This is a genomic window from Streptomyces sp. R44 (assembly GCF_041053105.1).
Taxonomy (GTDB): domain Bacteria; phylum Actinomycetota; class Actinomycetes; order Streptomycetales; family Streptomycetaceae; genus Streptomyces.
Map to the genome: position 1 here is coordinate 5,631,937 of NZ_CP163444.1, position 17,473 is coordinate 5,649,409.

Sequence of the window (17,473 nt, forward strand, 5' to 3'; positions counted from 1 at the left end):
GGGGCGACCCTGGTGGGAGCCTCGGGGACACCGCGAGGAGGTACGCATGGCGTCCCACTCCCACCGAAAGCTCCGCGCCGCGGCCGTCGTCTGCGCCACCGTCGTCGTCGCGGGACCCGTGACGGCGACCGTGGCCGCGGCGGCCCCCGCGGCCACGGCGGGCCCCGGGGTGTCCGTCGCCCCCTCCCCGGATCCGTTCGCGGGCCTCACCGCCGACCAGATCGGCGAGCGGGCGGTGACCGCCACCCAGTCCGCGACGTCCCTGCGCATGACCGGCAAGCTCGTCAGCGAAGGACAGCCGATCGGCATCGACTTCGCCGTCGACGACAAGGACGAGTGCACCGGCCTCATCAAGATCAAGAACGGCACCGCCGAACTGCGCCGGCTCGACAAGGTCACCTACATGAAGGGCGACGAGGCGTTCTGGCGGGCCTCCATGGCCTCCCAGGGCATGCCGGAGCCGGCGATCAGCGCGACCCTCGAACTGATCAAGGGCCGCTGGCTCAAGATCTCCCCCGGACAGGCGGGCAGCCAGGACCTCGGCGGCGTCTGCGACCTGAAGTCGCTCCTCGCCGACGTGGGCAAGGACAAGGAACAGCGCAGCGGACTGACCCGCGGACCGGACGGCAAGGTCGACGGGAAGCCCGTCGCGACCCTGGTGAAGAAGAAGACGGGCGGCGAGACCACCACGGCCTCCGTCTCCCTGACGGGCAAGCCGTACATCCTGAAGATGGTCAAGACGGGCGGCGACGAGCCCGGCGCGATCGTGTTCTCCGACTACGACAAGCCGGTCGTGGTGAAGGCCCCGCCGGCCGACGAGACCGTCGACCTCTCCAAGCTGGACGGCGGCGCGCCCGCGTAGCACCCGTACCCTCCCGCGTGACGTCCCAGGTCAGAGGCGTACGGGGCCGGAATGTCAGTCGGCCCCGTTAGCCTCTTTGAGGTGACCGCACACCTCACCGACCCCGAGCAGCTCAAGGAGCTCCTCGGCATCCCGTTCACCCCGGAGCAGACGGCCTGCATCACCGCGCCGCTCGCCCCGCAGGTCGTCGTGGCCGGCGCCGGCTCCGGCAAGACGACGGTGATGGCCGCCCGCGTGGTCTGGCTGGTCGGCACGGGCCAGGTCGCCCCCGAGCAGGTCCTCGGTCTCACCTTCACCAACAAGGCGGCCGGCGAGCTCGCCGAGCGCGTCCGCACCGCCCTCGTCCGCGCCGGCGTCACCGACCCCGACGTCATCGACCCCGACAACCCCCCCGGCGAGCCCCGTATCTCCACGTACCACGCCTTCGCCGGGCAGCTCCTCACCGACCACGGCCTCCGCATCGGCCTGGAGCCCACCTCCCGGCTCCTCGCCGACGCCACCCGCTACCAGCTCGCCGCGCGCGTGCTGCGCGAGGCCCCCGGCCCCTACCCGGCGCTCACCCGGTCCTTCCCCACCCTCATCACCGACCTGCTCGCCCTCGACGCCGAGCTCGCCGAGCACCTCGTCCCGCCCGAGCGGCTCCTCGCGTACGACTCCGAGCTCCTCGACACCCTCGCCGACGCCCGGCTCAGCAACGCCGAACTGCGCAAGATCCCCGAGGCCTCCGCCGCCCGCCGCGAGCTCCTCGACCTCGTCGTCCGCTACCGAGCCGCCAAGCGCTCCCGCGACCTGCTCGACTTCGGCGACCAGATCGCCCGCTCCGCCGAGCTCGCCACCACCCGGCCCGAGGTCGGCGCGATCCTCCGCGAGGAGTTCAGGGTCGTCCTGCTCGACGAGTACCAGGACACCTCCGTCGCCCAGCGGCTGCTGCTCTCCGGACTCTTCGGCCAGGGCCCGGCCGGCCGCGGCACCGGACACGCCGTGACCGCCGTCGGCGACCCCTGCCAGGCCATCTACGGCTGGCGCGGCGCCTCCGTCGCCAACCTCGACGACTTCCCCGAGCACTTCCCGCACGCCGACGGCAGCCCCGCGAGCCGCTACTCCCTCTCCGAGAACCGGCGCAGCGGCGGCCGTCTCCTGGACCTCGCCAACGGCCTCGCCGCCCCCCTGCGCGCCATGCACGCGGGCGTGGAGGCGCTGCGCCCCGCCCCCGGCGCCGAGAACGACGGCACGGTCCGCATCGCCCTCCTCCCCACCCACGCCGAGGAGATCGACTGGCTCGCCGACTCCCTCGCCCACCTCGTGCGGACCGGCCGCGAGCCCGGCGAGATCGCCGTCCTGTGCCGCACCGCCACCGACTTCCCCGCCATCCACGCGGCCCTCGTCGCCCGTGACGTGCCCGTCGAGGTCGTCGGCCTCTCCGGCCTCCTCCACCTGCCCGAGATCGCCGACCTCGTCGCCGTCTGCGAGGTCCTCCAGGACCCGGGGGCCAACGCCGCCCTGGTCCGCCTCCTCACCGGCCCCCGCTGGCGCATCGGCGCCCGCGACCTCGCCCTCCTCGGCCGGCGCGCCCGCCTCCTGGTCCACCGGGGCGGCGAGGAGGCCGACCCCGAGCAGCGGCTCGCCGCCGCCGTCGAGGGCGTCGACCCGGCCGAGGTCGTCTCCCTCGCCGACGCGCTCGACACCTTCCTCGACTCCGGCGCCGCCGCCGACGACGGCCTCGCCTTCTCCGCCGAGGCCCGGGTCCGCTTCGCGCGCCTCGCCGCCGAACTGCGCGCCCTGCGCACCTCGCTCGCCGACCCCCTCATGGACGTGCTCCACCGGGTCCTCGCCGCGACCGGCCTGGAGGTCGAGCTCTCCGCCTCCCCGCACGCGCTCGCGGCCCGCCGCCGCGAGACCCTCGGCCACTTCCTCGACATCGCCGCCGGCTTCGCCTCCCTCGACGGCGAGGCCAGCCTCCTCGCCTTCCTCGGCTTCCTGCGCACCGCCGTCCAGTTCGAGAAGGGCCTCGACAACGCGCTGCCGGGCGGCGAGAACACGGTGAAGGTCCTCACCGCCCACAAGTCCAAGGGCCTCGAATGGGACGTGGTCGCCGTGCCCGGCCTGGTCACCGGCCAGTTCCCGAGCGCCCGCGCCCGCGAGTCGTGGACCTCGCAGCCCCAGGTGCTCCCGCACGCCCTGCGCGGCGACGCGGCCACCCTGCCGGGCATCGACACCTGGGACGCCAAGTCCCTCACGTCCTTCAAGAACGCGATGCGGGACCACCAGCACACCGAGGAGCTCCGCCTCGGCTACGTCACCTTCACCCGCCCCCGCTCCCTCCTCCTCGGCTCCGCCCACTGGTGGGGCCCGGCCCAGAAGAAGCCCCGCGGCCCCTCGGACTTCCTCCAGGCGCTGTACGACCACTGCGAGGCGGGCCACGGCGAGATCGAGAACTGGGCGGAAGAACCGGAGAAGGACGCGGAGAACCCCTCCCTGACGGAAGAGGGCAGGGACCAGGCCTGGCCACTGCCGCTGGACGAGGAGTCGTTCAAGCGTCGTAGGGAGGCGGCGGAGGCCGTCGGCCGCCGGTTGTGGGCATACGTTCCGCAGGGCGACGGGGGTCCCCCCTGCTCCAGCGAAGCCGAGAGCTCGGGGGAGGGTGGGCACAACCCCCCGAGCACGGCGCCCGACCTCCCGGGCCCCGGCCCCGAGGACCTCTGGCCCGACGAGGACGAACCCGTCTGGGACGAGGAGACCCTCCCGGAGGACCTCCACAAGGACGCGGTCCCGGCCCCCCGGGAAGAGCCCCAGCCCTCGGAGCCGTACAAGGAACTCACCCCCGAGGACACCAGAACCATCGCGTCCTGGGACCGAGACCTCACCGCCCTCACCACCGAGCTCCGCCGCGCCCGCGCGACCACCCGTGACGTCCTCCTCCCCGCGTACCTCTCCGCCTCCCAGGTGCTGCGCCTCGCCGCCGACCCCGACGGCTTCGCCCAGGAGCTGGCCCGGCCCATGCCCAAGCCGCCGCAGCCCGCGGCCCGCCGGGGCACCCGCTTCCACGCGTGGGTGGAGTCCCGGTTCGAGGAGCTCCCGCTGCCGTTCCTCGGCCCGGAGGAGCTGCCCGGCGGCGAGGACTTCGCGGGCGAGCCGGAGATCCTCGACGAGCGGGACCTCGACGAGCTCAAGGAGGCCTTCGCCCGCACCCCGTACGCCCACCGCACCCCGTACCGCGTCGAGGTCCCCGTGCACCTCTCCCTCGCGGGCCGGGTCGTCCGGGGCAGGATCGACGCCGTCTACCGGGACCCGGACTCCGGCGCGTACGAGATCGTCGACTGGAAGACCAGCCGGGACCGCTCGGCGGACCCGCTCCAGCTCGCGATCTACCGGCTCGCCTGGGCCGAGCAGCACGGCCTCGCGCCCGAGGACGTGGCCGCCGCGTTCGTGTACGTCCGAACGGGTGAGGTGGCGCGTCCCACCCGCCTGCCCGGCCGGGCGGAGCTGGAGGCCATCCTGCTGGGAGGGGCACCCCCGGACGCCGGATAGGCTCGGAGCCATGAGCGAGACCCCGGACAACGCCGTCCACGCCGTACGCACGTACATCGAGCAGCACCGCGACGCCTTCCTCGGCGACCTCGCGGACTGGCTGCGCATCCCCTCCGTGTCGGCCCAGCCGGACCGGGCCGGGGACGTACGGCGCAGCGCCGAGTGGCTCGCCGCCAAGCTGACGGAGACCGGCTTCACCACGGTCGAGGTGTGGGAGACGGACGGTGCTCCCGCCGTCTTCGCCGAGTGGCCCTCCGGGGACCCGGACGCCCCGACCGTCCTCGTCTACGGCCACCACGACGTACAGCCCGCGGCCCGTGAGGACGGCTGGCACACGGACCCGTTCGAGCCGACGGTCGTCGACGGCCGGATGTACGCGCGCGGGGCGGCCGACGACAAGGGGCAGGTGTTCTTCCACACCCTCGGCGTCCGCGCGCACCTGGCCGCCACCGGTCGTACCGCGCCCGCCGTCAACCTCAAGCTGATCGTCGAGGGCGAGGAGGAGTCCGGCTCCCCGCACTTCCGCGCGCTGGTCGAGGCGCACGGGGACCGGCTCGCCGCCGACGCCGTGATCGTCTCCGACACCGGCATGTGGTCCGAGACGACCCCGACCGTCTGCACCGGCATGCGCGGGGTCGCGGACTGCGAGATCGAGCTGTACGGCCCCGACCAGGACATCCACTCGGGCTCCTTCGGCGGCGCCGTGCCGAACCCGGCGACCGTCGCGGGCCGGATCGTCGCCGCCCTGCACGACGAGCACGAGCACGTGGCGATCCCCGGGTTCTACGACGGGGTGACGGAACTCACGGACGCCGAGCGGGCCCTCGTCGCCGAGCTGCCCTTCGACGAGGAGGCCTGGCTGCGGACGGCCAAGTCGCACGGCACCCTCGGCGAGGCCGGCTTCTCGACCCTGGAGCGGGTGTGGGCCCGGCCCACCGCCGAGGTCAACGGCATCGGCGGCGGCTACCAGGGCCCCGGCGGCAAGACGATCGTCCCCGCCTCCGCCCAGCTGAAGCTGTCGTTCCGTCTGGTCGCGGGCCAGGACCCGGCCAAGATCGAGCTCGCGGTACGGGACTGGCTGGCCGGGCTCGTCCCCGCCGGCGTCCGGTACGAGATCGTCTTCGGCGCCCCGACCCGCCCCTGCCTCACCCCGCTCGACCACCCCGCCCTCAAGGCGGTGGCCGGTGCCATGAGCAGGGCCTTCGACGGCGCCAAGGTCCGCTACACCCGCGAGGGCGGCTCGGGACCGGCCGCCGACCTCCAGGACGTCCTGGGCGCGCCCGTCCTGTTCCTCGGCATCTCCGTCCCGTCCGACGGCTGGCACGCCCCCAACGAGAAGATCGAGCTCGATCTCCTCATGAAGGGCGTCGAGACGACCGCGCACCTGTGGAGCGACCTGCCCACCGCGCTCCACCACGCCGCGCGCTGAACCCACACACCGATCCGGGGGAGTTGGAAGCACCTGTGAGCACCCTGAAGAACGCGTCGAGCAGCCCGAGGCACGCGGCGGCGGACCGCCCGATCTCGCTCACCGCCCCGAGCGGCATCGACCGCGCCGCCCACCACCGCCTCGACGAGGCGTGGCTGGCGGCGGCCTGGAGCCACCCCACGACCCGGGTCTTCGTGGTCTCCGGGGGCCAGGTGCTGATCGACGACGGCCCCGACGGCACCACCGAGCTCGTGATGACCCCGGCCTTCGAGGCCCCGGTCACCGAGACCCACCGCTACTTCCTGGGCACGGACGCCGACGGCGTCTCGTACTTCGCGCTCCAGAAGGACTCCCTGCCCGGCCGCATGGACCAGTCGGCCCGCCCGGCCGGGCTGCGCGAGGCCGGTCTGCTGCTCTCCGACCGCGACGCGGGCCTGATGGTGCACGCGGTGGCCCTGGAGAACTGGCAGCGCCTCCACCGCTTCTGCTCGCGCTGCGGCGAGCGGACGGTCGTCGCGGCCGCCGGTCACGTCCGCCGCTGCCAGGCCTGCGGCGCCGAGCACTACCCCCGTACGGACCCGGCGGTGATCATGCTGGTCACGGACGAGCAGGACCGGGCGCTGCTCGGCCGCCAGGTGCACTGGCCGGAGGGCCGCTTCTCCACCCTGGCCGGTTTCGTGGAGCCGGGCGAGTCCATCGAGGCGTCGGTGGCCCGTGAGGTCTTCGAGGAGGCCGGGGTGACGGTCGGCGAGGTCGAGTACATCGCCAGCCAGCCGTGGCCGTTCCCGTCCAGCCTGATGCTGGGCTTCTTCGCCAAGGCGACCTCCTCGGAGATCAACGTGGACGGCGAGGAGATCCACGAGGCCCGCTGGTTCTCCCGCGAGGACCTGGCCGCCGCCTTCGAGTCCGGCGAGGTCCTGCCCCCGTACGGCATCTCGATCGCCTCCCGCCTGATCGAGCGCTGGTACGGCAAGCCCCTCCCCAAGCCGGGCGACGTGATCTGAGGCACGGAAAACCCCCGGCCGTCGGGCCGGGGGCCGTGTCAGACCTGCCTGCGACACTGCGCGGCATGTCTCTCGCTGATCTCACCCTCGACCAGTGGCGGTCCTTCGACCTGCCCGCCGCACGCCGCTTCGCCGAGGAGGCCGCGGGCCGGGTCGGCGGCCGGGTGACCCTCGTCGACACCACCGAGCACCTCGGTGCCCCGCTGCACCGCGTCCGGATCGAGCGCGAGGGGCAGGAGTTCGCCCTGATACCCGGCGGGCCGGTGACCCTCGGCTTCGACCCGGAGGGCTGGCGGCCGACCCCCTGGCAGACCGCCGACTACGCCGAGAGCCTGGCCCAGGGCTTCGCCGACGCACCCGACCTGCGGGCCCATCTCGCCCAGGTGCTCAGCCCCCGCCGGAGCGTCGTCCTCGCCACCGTGCTCATGGCCGTGGAGGACGAGGACCTGACCGAGGAGCCCGCCGACATGCCGGCCGTGCTCGCGGCGCGCGGCCTGCGGATGCCGAGCTCCGACGAATGGGAGCACGCGTGCGGGGCCGGGGCGGAGACCCTGTTCCGCTGGGGGAACGACTGCCCCCTCGACGGCCTCCCGTACGGGGACGGCCCGGGCCCGCGGAACGAGCCGAACGCCTTCGGCCTGCGCATCGCCCACGACACCTACCGTTCGGAGCTGACGAGCGACACCACCGCGGTCCACGGCGGGGACGGCGGCGAGTCGGTGTGCGGCGGCTACGGCCACCTGCTGGCCTGGCTGCCCCTGGCCACCGCCCACCGCAACCCGACCATGGCCGAATTCGTCCACGGCCCGGACGGACTCCACGAGGACTGCTCCACCCGGCCCGTGCTCCCTCTCTGAACCCACGGCTCCGCTGCCGTCACACGGAAAACCCCCGACCGGCACCGGGCCGATCGGGGGTCACGCCGTGCGGACGTCAGACGCCGATCTTCTGCTTGACCTGCGCGAGGCTCGGGTTCGTCAGGGTCGAACCGTCCGGGAAGAGAACGGTCGGAACCGTCTGGTTGCCGCCGTTGGCCTTCTCGACGAACGCGGCCGAATCAGGGTCCAGCTCGATGTTGACCTCGGTGTACGCGATGCCCTCGCGGTCCATCTGGCTCTTCAGCCGACGGCAGTAGCCGCACCACGTGGTGCTGTACATCGTCACAGTGCCCTGCATGGCCAGGCGCTCCTCTTGTTCGCGGACGGGTGCCAGAGGAAGAACGTACGCCCCGGCCGGGCCATTCCCGGAATTCGTATGACCGGCGGCGCGTGCCTGTGGATCCCGCCTGTGGATGAGCCGCCGCACGACCTTTCCCGACCTGGCAGCATGGCGGGGTGACAGCAGCAACGCACTCCACTCTCTTCCCGCAGGTCCCGGAGACGGCCGACGCGGTGCTCGACGGGCTCGACCCCGAGCAGCGCGAGGTCGCCCTTGCCCTGAACGGGCCGGTGTGCGTGCTCGCGGGAGCCGGTACGGGCAAGACGCGGGCCATCACCCACCGCATCGCGTACGGGGTGCGCGCGGGCATCCTGCAGCCCGCCAGTGTGCTGGCCGTCACCTTCACCAACCGGGCCGCCGGAGAGATGCGCGGTCGGCTCCGCCAGCTCGGCGCGGGCGGCGTCCAGGCCCGTACGTTCCACTCCGCGGCCCTCCGCCAGCTCCAGTTCTTCTGGCCGAAAGCAGTCGGTGGCGAGCTGCCCCGGCTCCTGGAGCGGAAGATCCAGCTGGTCGCCGACGCCGCCGCCCGCTGCCGGATCCGGCTCGACCGGAACGAGCTCAGGGACGTGACCGGCGAGATCGAGTGGGCCAAGGTCACCCAGACCGTCCCCGCCGACTACCCGGCCGCCGTCGCCAAGTCCGTCAGGGACGCCCCGCGCGACCCGGCCGAGATCGGCCAGATCTATGCCATGTACGAGCAGCTGAAGCGCGACCGGTCGGTGATCGACTTCGAGGACGTGCTGCTGCTCACCGTCGGCATCCTCCAGGACCGGCACGACATCGCCGACCAGATCCGCCGCCAGTACCAGCACTTCGTCGTGGACGAGTACCAGGACGTCTCGCCGCTCCAGCAGCGGCTGCTCGACCTGTGGCTCGGCGACCGCGACAACCTCTGCGTGGTCGGCGACGCCAGCCAGACGATCTACTCCTTCACCGGCGCCACCCCCGACCACCTGCTGAACTTCCGCACCCGGCACCCGGGCGCCACGGTCGTCAAGCTGGTCCGCGACTACCGCTCCACCCCGCAGGTCGTCCATCTGGCGAACGGGCTGCTCAGCCAGGCCCGCGGCCGGGCCGCCGAGCACCGCCTCGAGCTGATCTCCCAGCGCGACCCGGGCCCCGAGCCGGTCTACACGGAGTACGCCGACGAGCCCGCGGAGGCCGAGGGCACCGCCCGCCGGATCCGCGACCTCATCGCCGCCGGCGTACCGGCCGGCGAGATCGCCGTCCTCTACCGGATCAACGCCCAGTCCGAGGTGTACGAGCAGGCCCTCGCCGACGTCGGAGTGCCCTACCAGCTCCGCGGCGCCGAGCGCTTCTTCGAGCGCCAGGAGGTACGGGAGGCGGGCATCGCCCTGCGCGGCGCCGCCCGCGCCGGGGGCAACGACTCGCTCCTCGACGACGCCGAGGGCCTCCCCGCACAGGTCAGGGCCGTTCTCTCCACCAAGGGCTGGACCAGCACGCCGCCCGCCGGTTCCGGCGCCGTCCGCGACCGCTGGGAGTCCCTCGCCGCGCTCGTCCGGCTCGCCGAGGACTTCGCCCGCGCCAAGCCCGGAGCGACCCTCTCCGACCTGGTCGCCGAGCTCGACGAGCGGGCCGCCGCCCAGCACGCCCCGACCGTGCAGGGCGTCACCCTCGCCTCGCTGCACGCGGCCAAGGGCCTCGAATGGGACGCCGTCTTCCTGGTCGGCCTCACCGAGGGCATGATGCCCATCACGTACGCCAAGACCGACGAGCAGGTCGAGGAGGAGCGCCGCCTGCTGTACGTGGGCGTCACCCGGGCCCGGGTCCACCTCACGCTCTCCTGGGCGCTCTCCCGCTCCCCGGGCGGCCGCGCCAACCGGCGCCCCAGCCGCTTCCTCAAGGGGCTGCGGCCCGGCTCCGGCTCCCTCGGGACCCTCGGCTCCGGCGGCGGCGCCGGCTCCGTCGAGCGGGGGAGCGGCCCCGTCCGGCGCAAGGCGCGCGGCCCCGTTCTGTGCCGGGTCTGTGGTGCCACGCTCACCGAGGCGGGCGCGATGAAGCTGATGCGCTGCGAGGACTGCCCCTCCGACATGGACGAGGCGCTGTACGAGCGGCTGCGGGACTGGCGATCGGAACAGGCCAGGGAGCTCGGCCAGCCGGCGTATTGCGTGTTCACCGACAAGACGCTCATGGCGATCGCCGAGCGTGTCCCCGCCACCGACGGAGAGCTCTCCTCGATCGCCGGCGTCGGCGTCCGCAAGCTCAACCGCTTCGGAGCCGAGGTCCTGGCCATCTGCGCAGGTGAGGACGGTGGGACGGGCGAGGACGAGGTCTGAGGAAAACTCGTCGGAAAAATAGTTTGCGCCCGCCCCGTCAAGCCCCATAGGTTCTTAACCACGGAAACAGTGCTTCTTCGAAGCCCTGTCTTCGTGCTGTACTTGTCCAAATAAACATGAGGGTCCGGCTCGCACCCGAGCCCTCCGAGACGCCGAGAGGAGGCGATTCCAGTGATCAGCACCACCATTCAGACCCGCACCGCCAGCTCCATCAGCACCGTCAGCATCGTCGGCACGGCCAAAATGACCGATCGCTCGGTCGTCTCCGCCTGCTCGCTCGGCCTCTCCGCCTCGGCGCTCATTGGCACCGGTCTGCCCGTCGCCGGCCTGCCCGTCACCGGTCTTTCCGGTCTCGGTGCGGCCGCCGTGGCTCCGCGCAATGAGCGACCGACCAAGGCACTGGAAGCAGGAGTAGCAGGCAAGGCCACGGCCTATGGCTTTGCGGCGACCGGTGCCGGAACCCAGCAGCAGACGACGACGCACCACCACATGATGTGGGCCTTCCGTGGGCTCGAACCCTGGAGTGATCCAGTCTGATCCATGATCAGACCGGCGCCTTCAGGGCCGCGGAACCCCACCCGGGATCCGCGGCCCTTCTGTTTGTCCCCGAACGGGGACGACGGCACGAAGGGGCCTCGGGAAAGACACCGCCCGGTACCAGCCGAAACCCCGGCCAACAGGCCGGAACGACCAGACGAGGAAAGACCACCGTGCAACTCGAAGCGCACGCCCCGTCCGTACCGCATTCCGAATCGATCCCCCAGTCCGGCCTCACGAAGGACCCCGCTTTGACCCCCCTCACCGCGCTCACCGCGCTCGACGACGCCATCGAGAACCTCGGCGTCCCCGTACCCTGTCGCGCCTACGACCCCGAGGTCTTCTTCGCGGAGTCCCCGGCCGACGTCGAGTACGCGAAGTCCCTCTGCCAGACCTGCCCGCTCGTCGCGGCCTGCCTGGCCGGCGCCAAGGAGCGCCGCGAGCCCTGGGGCGTCTGGGGCGGCGAGCTCTTCGTCCAGGGCGTGGTCGTCGCCCGCAAGCGGCCCCGTGGCCGTCCGCGCAAGAACCCGGTCGCGGCATGAGCGCCACCGGAACCATCGACCGCCCCCTCACGCACGATCCCCAGAAGCAGGCCCCGATGACCTCTTCCACCAGCGAGCCCGCCGGCTCCGCGACCCCAGTCTTCTCCCCCGCCGCCGCGCACACCGCGCGACAGAACAGGACCCGTGAAATGCAACTCGCCCCAGAAGCCCTGGCCCGTGCTCATATGCACGAGCGACAGCGTGAGGCCGACGCGGAACGCCAGGCCGTGCGCCTGGTCGCCGCCCGGCGCATGCAGCGCCGTGCCGAGCGCGTCTCGCTGCGCGCCCGCCGCGCGCTCGCCATGGCCGTCATGCACTGAGCATCGCCGTGATGCCTCCGCGGGGGCCGGTCCGAACGGACCGGCCCCCGCGGTGCGTTGTCCGGTCCGCGGCGTGCCCGCCGGGCTATCGTCACGAGGGTGAACGACGCCCGTACCCCCGAGGCACCCTTCGTCTGCGCGCGCTGCGGCAAGACCACCGAGACCCTGCCGCTGACCTGGACCTGCTCGGTGGAGAACGGCCGGCGGCAGTACTTCTGCGAGGACTGCGCCCGCGCCAACATCCGCGCGATCGAAGGCCGCCTGGACTCGTCCTGGTGGTAACGCCGCCCCCCGTTGTGGGCAGGCGTTCCGCAAGGGGCGGAACGGGTGGGCACAACGGACGGCGCCCTTGCCGACGCCAGAGGCTTACGCGCCCCGACCCGCACCACGCGTGCGCCGCGCATCCGGGTGCGGGTCCAGGCCCGGACCGCGGAGGCGCCGCGAGAGGGCGCCGTCCCGTGTGCCCACCCGTCCCGCCCTGCGGGACGATTGCCCACACGGCGGCGAGGTACCGCCCAGCCGGGCGAGGGCCCACACGGCCGCGGGGCGGGGCTACGCCTCGAAGCCCGGCAGCCACTCCGTGAGCTCGTCACGGAGCCGTACCGTCGCGTTCAGCTGGCACAGCACCCCGATCGTGCTCAACGTCACACGGTGTATCAGCAGATACGCCGGAGGCAGGTTCAGCCGCTTGCCCAACTGGTGCGCAGGAGAGCGCGGGTCCGCGATCCGCGCCGCCTGCGTCCGCATCCAGCCGCGGGTGAAGACGAACGCCTCCACCTCGGCCGGCTCGATGATCGGCAGCAGGTACTCCAGGACCGCCTCCGGGTCCAGCGCGACGGACTCCTTCACGAAGCCCTCCCCGCACAGCAGCTCGTAGACCGTCTCGGCCTCCCCGGTGACCGCCATCCGCAGACAGGTCCCGATCGTCTCCGGCAGCCCGCCCGGCAGCCGGTCCACCGTGCCGAAGTCCAGGACGCCGAGCCGCCAGCCCTCGGGACCGTCGTCCTCCCCGGCACCCGGCAGCAGCCGGAAGTTCCCCGGGTGCGGATCGGCGTGCAGCAGCCCCGTGCGCGCCGGGCCCGAGAAGAGGAAGCGGGCCAGGAGCTGCCCCGCCCGGTCCCGCTGCTCCTCCGTGCCGTCCGCGATCACCTCGGCGAGCGGCACCCCGTCCATCCACTCGGTCACGAGGATCTGCTCCGACTGGTGCACCACCGCCGGCACCACCACGTCCGGATCGTCGGCGAACTCCTCCGCGTGGATCCGCTGGGCCTCGGCCTCCAGGCCGTAGTCCAGCTCCTCGGAGACCCGGTCCCGCATCTCGGCGATCAGCGGCTTGATGTCCATGCCCGGGACGAGCGGGCCGAGCAGCCGGGCGAAGCGGCTCAACTGCGTCAGGTCCGAGAGCAGCGCCTCCCCGGCTCCGGGGTACTGCACCTTCACCGCGACCTCGCGCCCGTCGTGCCACACGGCCCGGTGCACCTGCCCGATCGAGGCCGCCGCCGCCGGCTTGTCCTCGAACTCCAGGAACAGCTCCCGCCATCCGGCGCCGAGACGCTCCTCCAGGACCGCGTGCACCGTACGCGTCGGCATCGGCGGGGCCGCGTCCTGAAGCTTCGTCAGCGCCGCCCGGTACGGTCCGGCGACCTCCTCCGGCAGGGCCGACTCGAAGACGGACATCGCCTGTCCGAACTTCATCGCCCCGCCCTTGAGCTCGCCGAGGACCTTGAACAGCTGCTCGGCCGTGCGCTGCTGGAGCTCGCGGGCGACGAGCTCCGCCGATCTGCCGCCGATCCGCTTGCCCAGACCCCAGGTGGCCCGGCCCGCGAAGCCCAGTGGCAACGCGGCCAACTTGGCGGTCCGGGTGACCGCCTTCCGGGGAAGATCAGACATACGCCCCTCCAAAACCCAGACTGCCGTGCCGCGCAGGGCCGTTACCCCGCCATTGTGTCGTGCGCGTCCCCGGCCGCCGAGGCGCGCTCCCCTTCTCGTCCGCGCGCCGCCCCGCACGGGCAGGCCGGGTGCGGTCTCAGCCGCTCCGCCCGCCACTCCAGGAGCGGCAGTGACACCTCCCAGCGGGTGCCCGTGCTCGCCGGGAGGTCCCCGTCCAGAAACGCCAGCGCGTGCGCGGCGGCCAGACCCGCCACCGCCGTGGCGAGGCCGAGGTCGCAGGCGGGCAGCGGGTGCGGGGCGCCCGAGCGCCACTGGGCGAGCAGCCGGGGCGTCACCGGGTCCCGGTCCGTCCGCTCCTCCTGGAGGCATCGCGCGCAGGCCGTGCCGCCGGGCAGCACGAGCGGCCCGACGACCCCCGTCGCCTCCAGGACGCCCGCGTAGAGATGAGGGGTGCCGGTGGAGATCCACGGCTCGGCGGGGAGCGGATCGGGGACGTACGCGCCGAGACCGTCCCGGGGCGTCACCACGACGAGTGACAGGCCGGGCGCACCCGCAGCTTGACCCGGGCCGCCCCGACCGCGCGGGCGTCGCGACCCGCCGGGCCCGCCCGGTCCGCCCGGCCCGGCTCCGCCCGCCGGTCCCCCGCGCCCCGGCTCCCGTGCCCAGCGGCCCACCCAGCGCCGCGCCGCCGTCGCCCGCCGTTCGCCGACCGCCTCGGCCGGGAGGCCGCCCGGGGCCGTCTCCCAGGGTTCGACCCGGCCCGAGTCGAGGACCTCGACCGTGCCCACTCCCGCCGCGGCGAGCAGCGCCGCCACCGTCGCCCCGACCCGCCCCGCGCCCCGGACCTGGACGCGCAGGGCCCGCCGGGCCGTCAGGGTCCGCGCCGCCCGCTCCGGTTCGGGGTGGACCACGGAGAGGGAGGCCAGGTCCGCGCGGAGCGGGTCGAGGGCGACGTCCACCGCGCCGGCCGCCGGCCCCGCCTTCCCGGGCCGCCCGGTCGAGGCGTCCGTGAGGAGCCCGGCGGACTCCAGACGGCCCAGGAGCGCCTCCAGACGTCCGTCCGGGAGGCCGAGCGCCCGCGCCTCGGCCCGCAGCAGCGCGGTCCCCCGGGTGCCGTCGAGCAGCCCGAGCACCGCCCCCGTCTCCTGGTCGACCGGGCCGAGCACCACCGCGTGCGCGGGGGCGACGCCGAACTGGACGCACCGCAGACTCCGCCATGCCCGCCGCAGCGCCGGTTTCACCATCGGATGCATTTCCCCGCCCCCGTCCTTCCCCATGTCCGTCCCCGCCTCCGACCGCATTTCATGATCGACAACGGCTTTTCGTGCCGTCCAGGTGAGAATGGACCGCCGTCGCGACGGCCGCCGAAAGTTGTCCACAGGCCGGGGGATTAGTCATTCAAATGGTGCGCGGTCGGGTCGGATCGTTCCCGAAACCACTCCCGAGGCGGGACTTCCCCCGCCGGCAGCGGGTAACGTCGGGGCCGTGCCCGCCGACCCACAGCGCAGCGTGACCAGCGAACCGCCCCGCGGGGCGGGGACGAGTGCGGTAGAGGTCCGCAGAAGCCCACGCCGGAGGAAATCCGTCTCGGCCTACCGCGAGGGCGACCGGACCATCGTGCTCATCCCGGCCCGCATGTCGGAGGCGGAGGAGCGCCGCTGGGTGGGCGTCATGCTCGACAAGCTCGCCGCCCAGGAGAGCCGGAAGGTCCTCGGCGACAGTGAGCTCACCGAGCGGGCGCTGCGCCTCTCGGAGCAGTACTTCGGCGGCCGGGCCCGCCCCGGCTCGGTCCGCTGGGTGACCAACCAGAACACCCGCTGGGGCTCCTGCACCCCCTCCGAGGGCAGCATCCGCCTCTCCCACCGGCTCCAGGGCATGCCCGAGTACGTCGTCGACTACGTCCTCCTGCACGAGCTGGCCCATCTGCTCGTCCCCGGGCACGGGCCACGGTTCTGGCGGCTCCTGGAGGCGTACCCCCGCACCGAGCGGGCCCGCGGCTATCTGGAGGGCGTGGTCGCCGCCGAACGCCTGCCGCACCTTCCGGCGGCCCGCGAGGAGTGACCGCGCCGCCACGCGGGTGCGTGCGGGTTTCCCGATTCCGTACCGAAAACGACCTGGCCTGTCTCAATGTCGTGCGCAGCGGTTAGCCTGGCGCGAGCATTCGCCATTCGGGATGGGGGACGGTCGTTACGCATGGCCAGGGAATTCCAACGCGGCCACAAGGCCAAGATCAGTGATCTGACCGCGGGGACCGATCTGTACGTGGGTGTGCAGATCGCGGCGCCCGGACTGACTTTCGACATCAGCTGCTTCGGACTCGACGCGGACGAGCGGCTCTCCGACGACCGCTACTTCGTCTTCTTCAACCAGCCGAAGTCGCCCGAGGAGTCCATCCAGCTGCTCGGAGCGCAGTCCGGTGACACCGAGTCGTTCCGCATCACCCTCGACCGCATCCCCGCGAACATCCACAAGCTGTCGTTCACCGCGACGATCGACGGCGCCGGCCAGATGTCCCAGGTCGGCCCCGGTCACCTGCGGATCGTGGCGGGCGGCGAGGAGGTCGCGCGCTACGCGTTCACGGGCGCGGAGTTCACCACCGAACGCGCGGTGATGCTGGGCGACTTCTACCTCAAGGACGTGTGGCGGTTCGCCGCCGTCGGCCAGGGCTTCGACGGAGGCCTGGAGGCGCTCCTGCGGAACTTTGGCGGCGAGGTCGCCGAGGACGAGCCCGCGGCCCCGCAGCAGCAGGCTCCGGCCCCCGGCTTCGCCCCGCCGTCGCAGGCGGCGGCGGCCCCGGCGTTCGGCGCGCCCGCCGCGCCCGCCCCGGCCCCCGCGTTCGGCGCCCCGCAGGCGCCGGTCCCGCCCGCGCCGCCGGTCCACACGGCGCCCACGATGGTCGCGCCCCTGGCCCCGACGGCCCCCGTGCCGCCGCCGGCCCCGGCCCCTGCCCCCTACGGGCAGCCGCCGCAGCAGCCCCAGTACGGCCAGGTTCCGGGACAGCCGCCCGGCCAGTACCCCGGGCAGATCCCGGGCCAGGCACCCGGCCAGTACCCGGGGCAGTACCCCGGCCAGGGCCAGCCGCCGCAGGCCCCCTATGGCCAGCCCGCCCCCGCCCCGTACGGGCAGCAGCCGCCGGTGTACGGGCAGCAGCCCGGCGTCCCGCAGGGCGCCCCGGCGACCGGCGCGGGGCTCGCCGCCGCGCTCGCGCCGTACAAGGAGACCGCCACCGGCGCCCGTTGGACCCCGCAGAACCAGCAGCTCATGCGGGTCGACCTCGCCATGGGCGGCGTTCCCGTGCTGGCCCGGCAGGGCTCCATGGTCATGTACCAGGGCAAGGTCGACTTCGGCTACAAGGGCGCGGGCTTCGCCGGCCGGATCGTCGGCAACGCCACCGGCCAGGAGATGCAGCTGATGCGCTGCACCGGCCGCGGCCAGGTCTTCCTCGCCGAGAACGGCGCCCATCTGCACCCGATCGAGCTCCAGGGCGACGGCATCTGCGTCTCCGCCGAGAACGTCCTCGCGTTCGACGAGTCCCTGCAGTACGAGGTCCGCCGCATCGAGGGCCACGGCATCCCCGGCGGCGCCCTGTTCACCATGCAGTTCCAGGGCACCGGCACCGTCGTCGTGAAGACCCACGGCGTCCCCGTCGTCCTGCCCGTCACGCCGACGACCTTCGCCGACTGCAACGCCGTCGTCGCCTGGTCGTCCGCGTCCCAGGTCATCCTCTCCAGCCAGGTCAGGCTGCGCCGCAACGCCTACCCGGGCCACAGCGGGGAGACCGTGAACCTCCAGTTCCGGGGAGCCCCCGGCAACTTCATCGTCGTCCAGCCCTACGAGGTCTGAGGG

15 protein-coding genes are annotated in these 17,473 nt (G+C 73.3%); 12 read left to right on the forward strand and 3 right to left on the reverse strand.

From position 1 onward, the window contains the following. Window positions 1–46: 46 nt before the first annotated feature. The 5 genes from AB5J54_RS26345 to AB5J54_RS26365 all read left to right on the forward strand — a co-directional run bounded on the left by AB5J54_RS26345 (window position 47) and on the right by AB5J54_RS26365 (window position 7,680). On the forward strand, window positions 47–862 hold the full coding sequence (locus AB5J54_RS26345; protein ID WP_369146387.1) for a hypothetical protein: 816 nt from the start codon (window positions 47–49) through the stop codon (window positions 860–862). Window positions 863–943: 81 nt separating this feature from the next. After that, window positions 944–4,390: an ATP-dependent helicase gene (locus AB5J54_RS26350; protein ID WP_369146388.1), complete on the forward strand. Its 3,447-nt coding sequence runs from the start codon at window positions 944–946 to the stop codon at window positions 4,388–4,390. A 10-nt stretch (window positions 4,391–4,400) separates the two neighbouring features. Next, window positions 4,401–5,819, forward strand: a complete 1,419-nt coding sequence (locus AB5J54_RS26355) for a dipeptidase (protein ID WP_369146389.1) — start codon at window positions 4,401–4,403, stop codon at window positions 5,817–5,819. Between the two features lie 35 nt (window positions 5,820–5,854). After that, window positions 5,855–6,823 carry an NAD(+) diphosphatase gene (gene nudC, locus AB5J54_RS26360; RefSeq protein WP_369146390.1) on the forward strand — a complete coding sequence of 323 codons (969 nt, stop codon included), beginning with the start codon at window positions 5,855–5,857 and terminating at the stop codon, window positions 6,821–6,823. 65 nt (window positions 6,824–6,888) lie between these two features. Beyond that, window positions 6,889–7,680, forward strand: a complete 792-nt coding sequence (locus tag AB5J54_RS26365; RefSeq protein ID WP_369146391.1) for a hypothetical protein — start codon at window positions 6,889–6,891, stop codon at window positions 7,678–7,680. A 76-nt stretch (window positions 7,681–7,756) separates the two neighbouring features. Here the strand turns inward: AB5J54_RS26365 and AB5J54_RS26370 are convergent, their stop codons facing one another. Beyond that, complete coding sequence (locus AB5J54_RS26370) at window positions 7,757–7,999, reverse strand: mycoredoxin (protein ID WP_369146392.1); 243 nt, start codon at window positions 7,997–7,999, stop codon at window positions 7,757–7,759. A 158-nt stretch (window positions 8,000–8,157) separates the two neighbouring features. Between AB5J54_RS26370 and AB5J54_RS26375 the strand changes: the two genes are divergently transcribed. The 5 genes from AB5J54_RS26375 to AB5J54_RS26395 all read left to right on the forward strand — a co-directional run bounded on the left by AB5J54_RS26375 (window position 8,158) and on the right by AB5J54_RS26395 (window position 12,019). Further along, window positions 8,158–10,338, forward strand: a complete 2,181-nt coding sequence (locus AB5J54_RS26375; protein WP_369146393.1) for an ATP-dependent DNA helicase UvrD2 — start codon at window positions 8,158–8,160, stop codon at window positions 10,336–10,338. Between the two features lie 171 nt (window positions 10,339–10,509). Then, a complete protein-coding gene (locus tag AB5J54_RS26380; RefSeq protein WP_369146394.1) occupies window positions 10,510–10,875 on the forward strand; it encodes a hypothetical protein in 366 nt (121 codons plus the stop codon). A gap of 173 nt (window positions 10,876–11,048) precedes the next feature. Beyond that, on the forward strand, window positions 11,049–11,417 hold the full coding sequence (locus tag AB5J54_RS26385; RefSeq protein WP_369146395.1) for a WhiB family transcriptional regulator: 369 nt from the start codon (window positions 11,049–11,051) through the stop codon (window positions 11,415–11,417). Beyond that, window positions 11,414–11,737 carry a hypothetical protein gene (locus tag AB5J54_RS26390; protein ID WP_351192661.1) on the forward strand — a complete coding sequence of 108 codons (324 nt, stop codon included), beginning with the start codon at window positions 11,414–11,416 and terminating at the stop codon, window positions 11,735–11,737. The genes AB5J54_RS26385 and AB5J54_RS26390 overlap by 4 nt, the downstream gene beginning before the upstream one ends. Window positions 11,738–11,836: 99 nt before the next feature. Next, window positions 11,837–12,019: a hypothetical protein gene (locus AB5J54_RS26395; protein WP_369146396.1), complete on the forward strand. Its 183-nt coding sequence runs from the start codon at window positions 11,837–11,839 to the stop codon at window positions 12,017–12,019. 270 nt (window positions 12,020–12,289) lie between these two features. Here AB5J54_RS26395 and AB5J54_RS26400 read toward each other — a convergent pair whose 3' ends face one another. Continuing rightward, on the reverse strand, window positions 12,290–13,627 hold the full coding sequence (locus AB5J54_RS26400) for an ABC1 kinase family protein (RefSeq protein ID WP_369146397.1): 1,338 nt from the start codon (window positions 13,625–13,627) through the stop codon (window positions 12,290–12,292). A gap of 41 nt (window positions 13,628–13,668) precedes the next feature. After that, entirely contained in the window at window positions 13,669–14,880 is a 1,212-nt protein-coding gene (locus tag AB5J54_RS26405; protein ID WP_369146398.1) for a TOMM precursor leader peptide-binding protein, read from the reverse strand. Window positions 14,881–15,112: 232 nt separating this feature from the next. Between AB5J54_RS26405 and AB5J54_RS26410 the strand changes: the two genes are divergently transcribed. After that, window positions 15,113–15,688, forward strand: coding sequence for a SprT-like domain-containing protein (locus AB5J54_RS26410; RefSeq protein ID WP_369146399.1), 576 nt, complete (start codon window positions 15,113–15,115; stop codon window positions 15,686–15,688). Window positions 15,689–15,820: 132 nt separating this feature from the next. Beyond that, window positions 15,821–17,470, forward strand: a complete 1,650-nt coding sequence (locus AB5J54_RS26415) for a TerD family protein (RefSeq protein ID WP_369146400.1) — start codon at window positions 15,821–15,823, stop codon at window positions 17,468–17,470. Window positions 17,471–17,473: the final 3 nt, after the last annotated feature.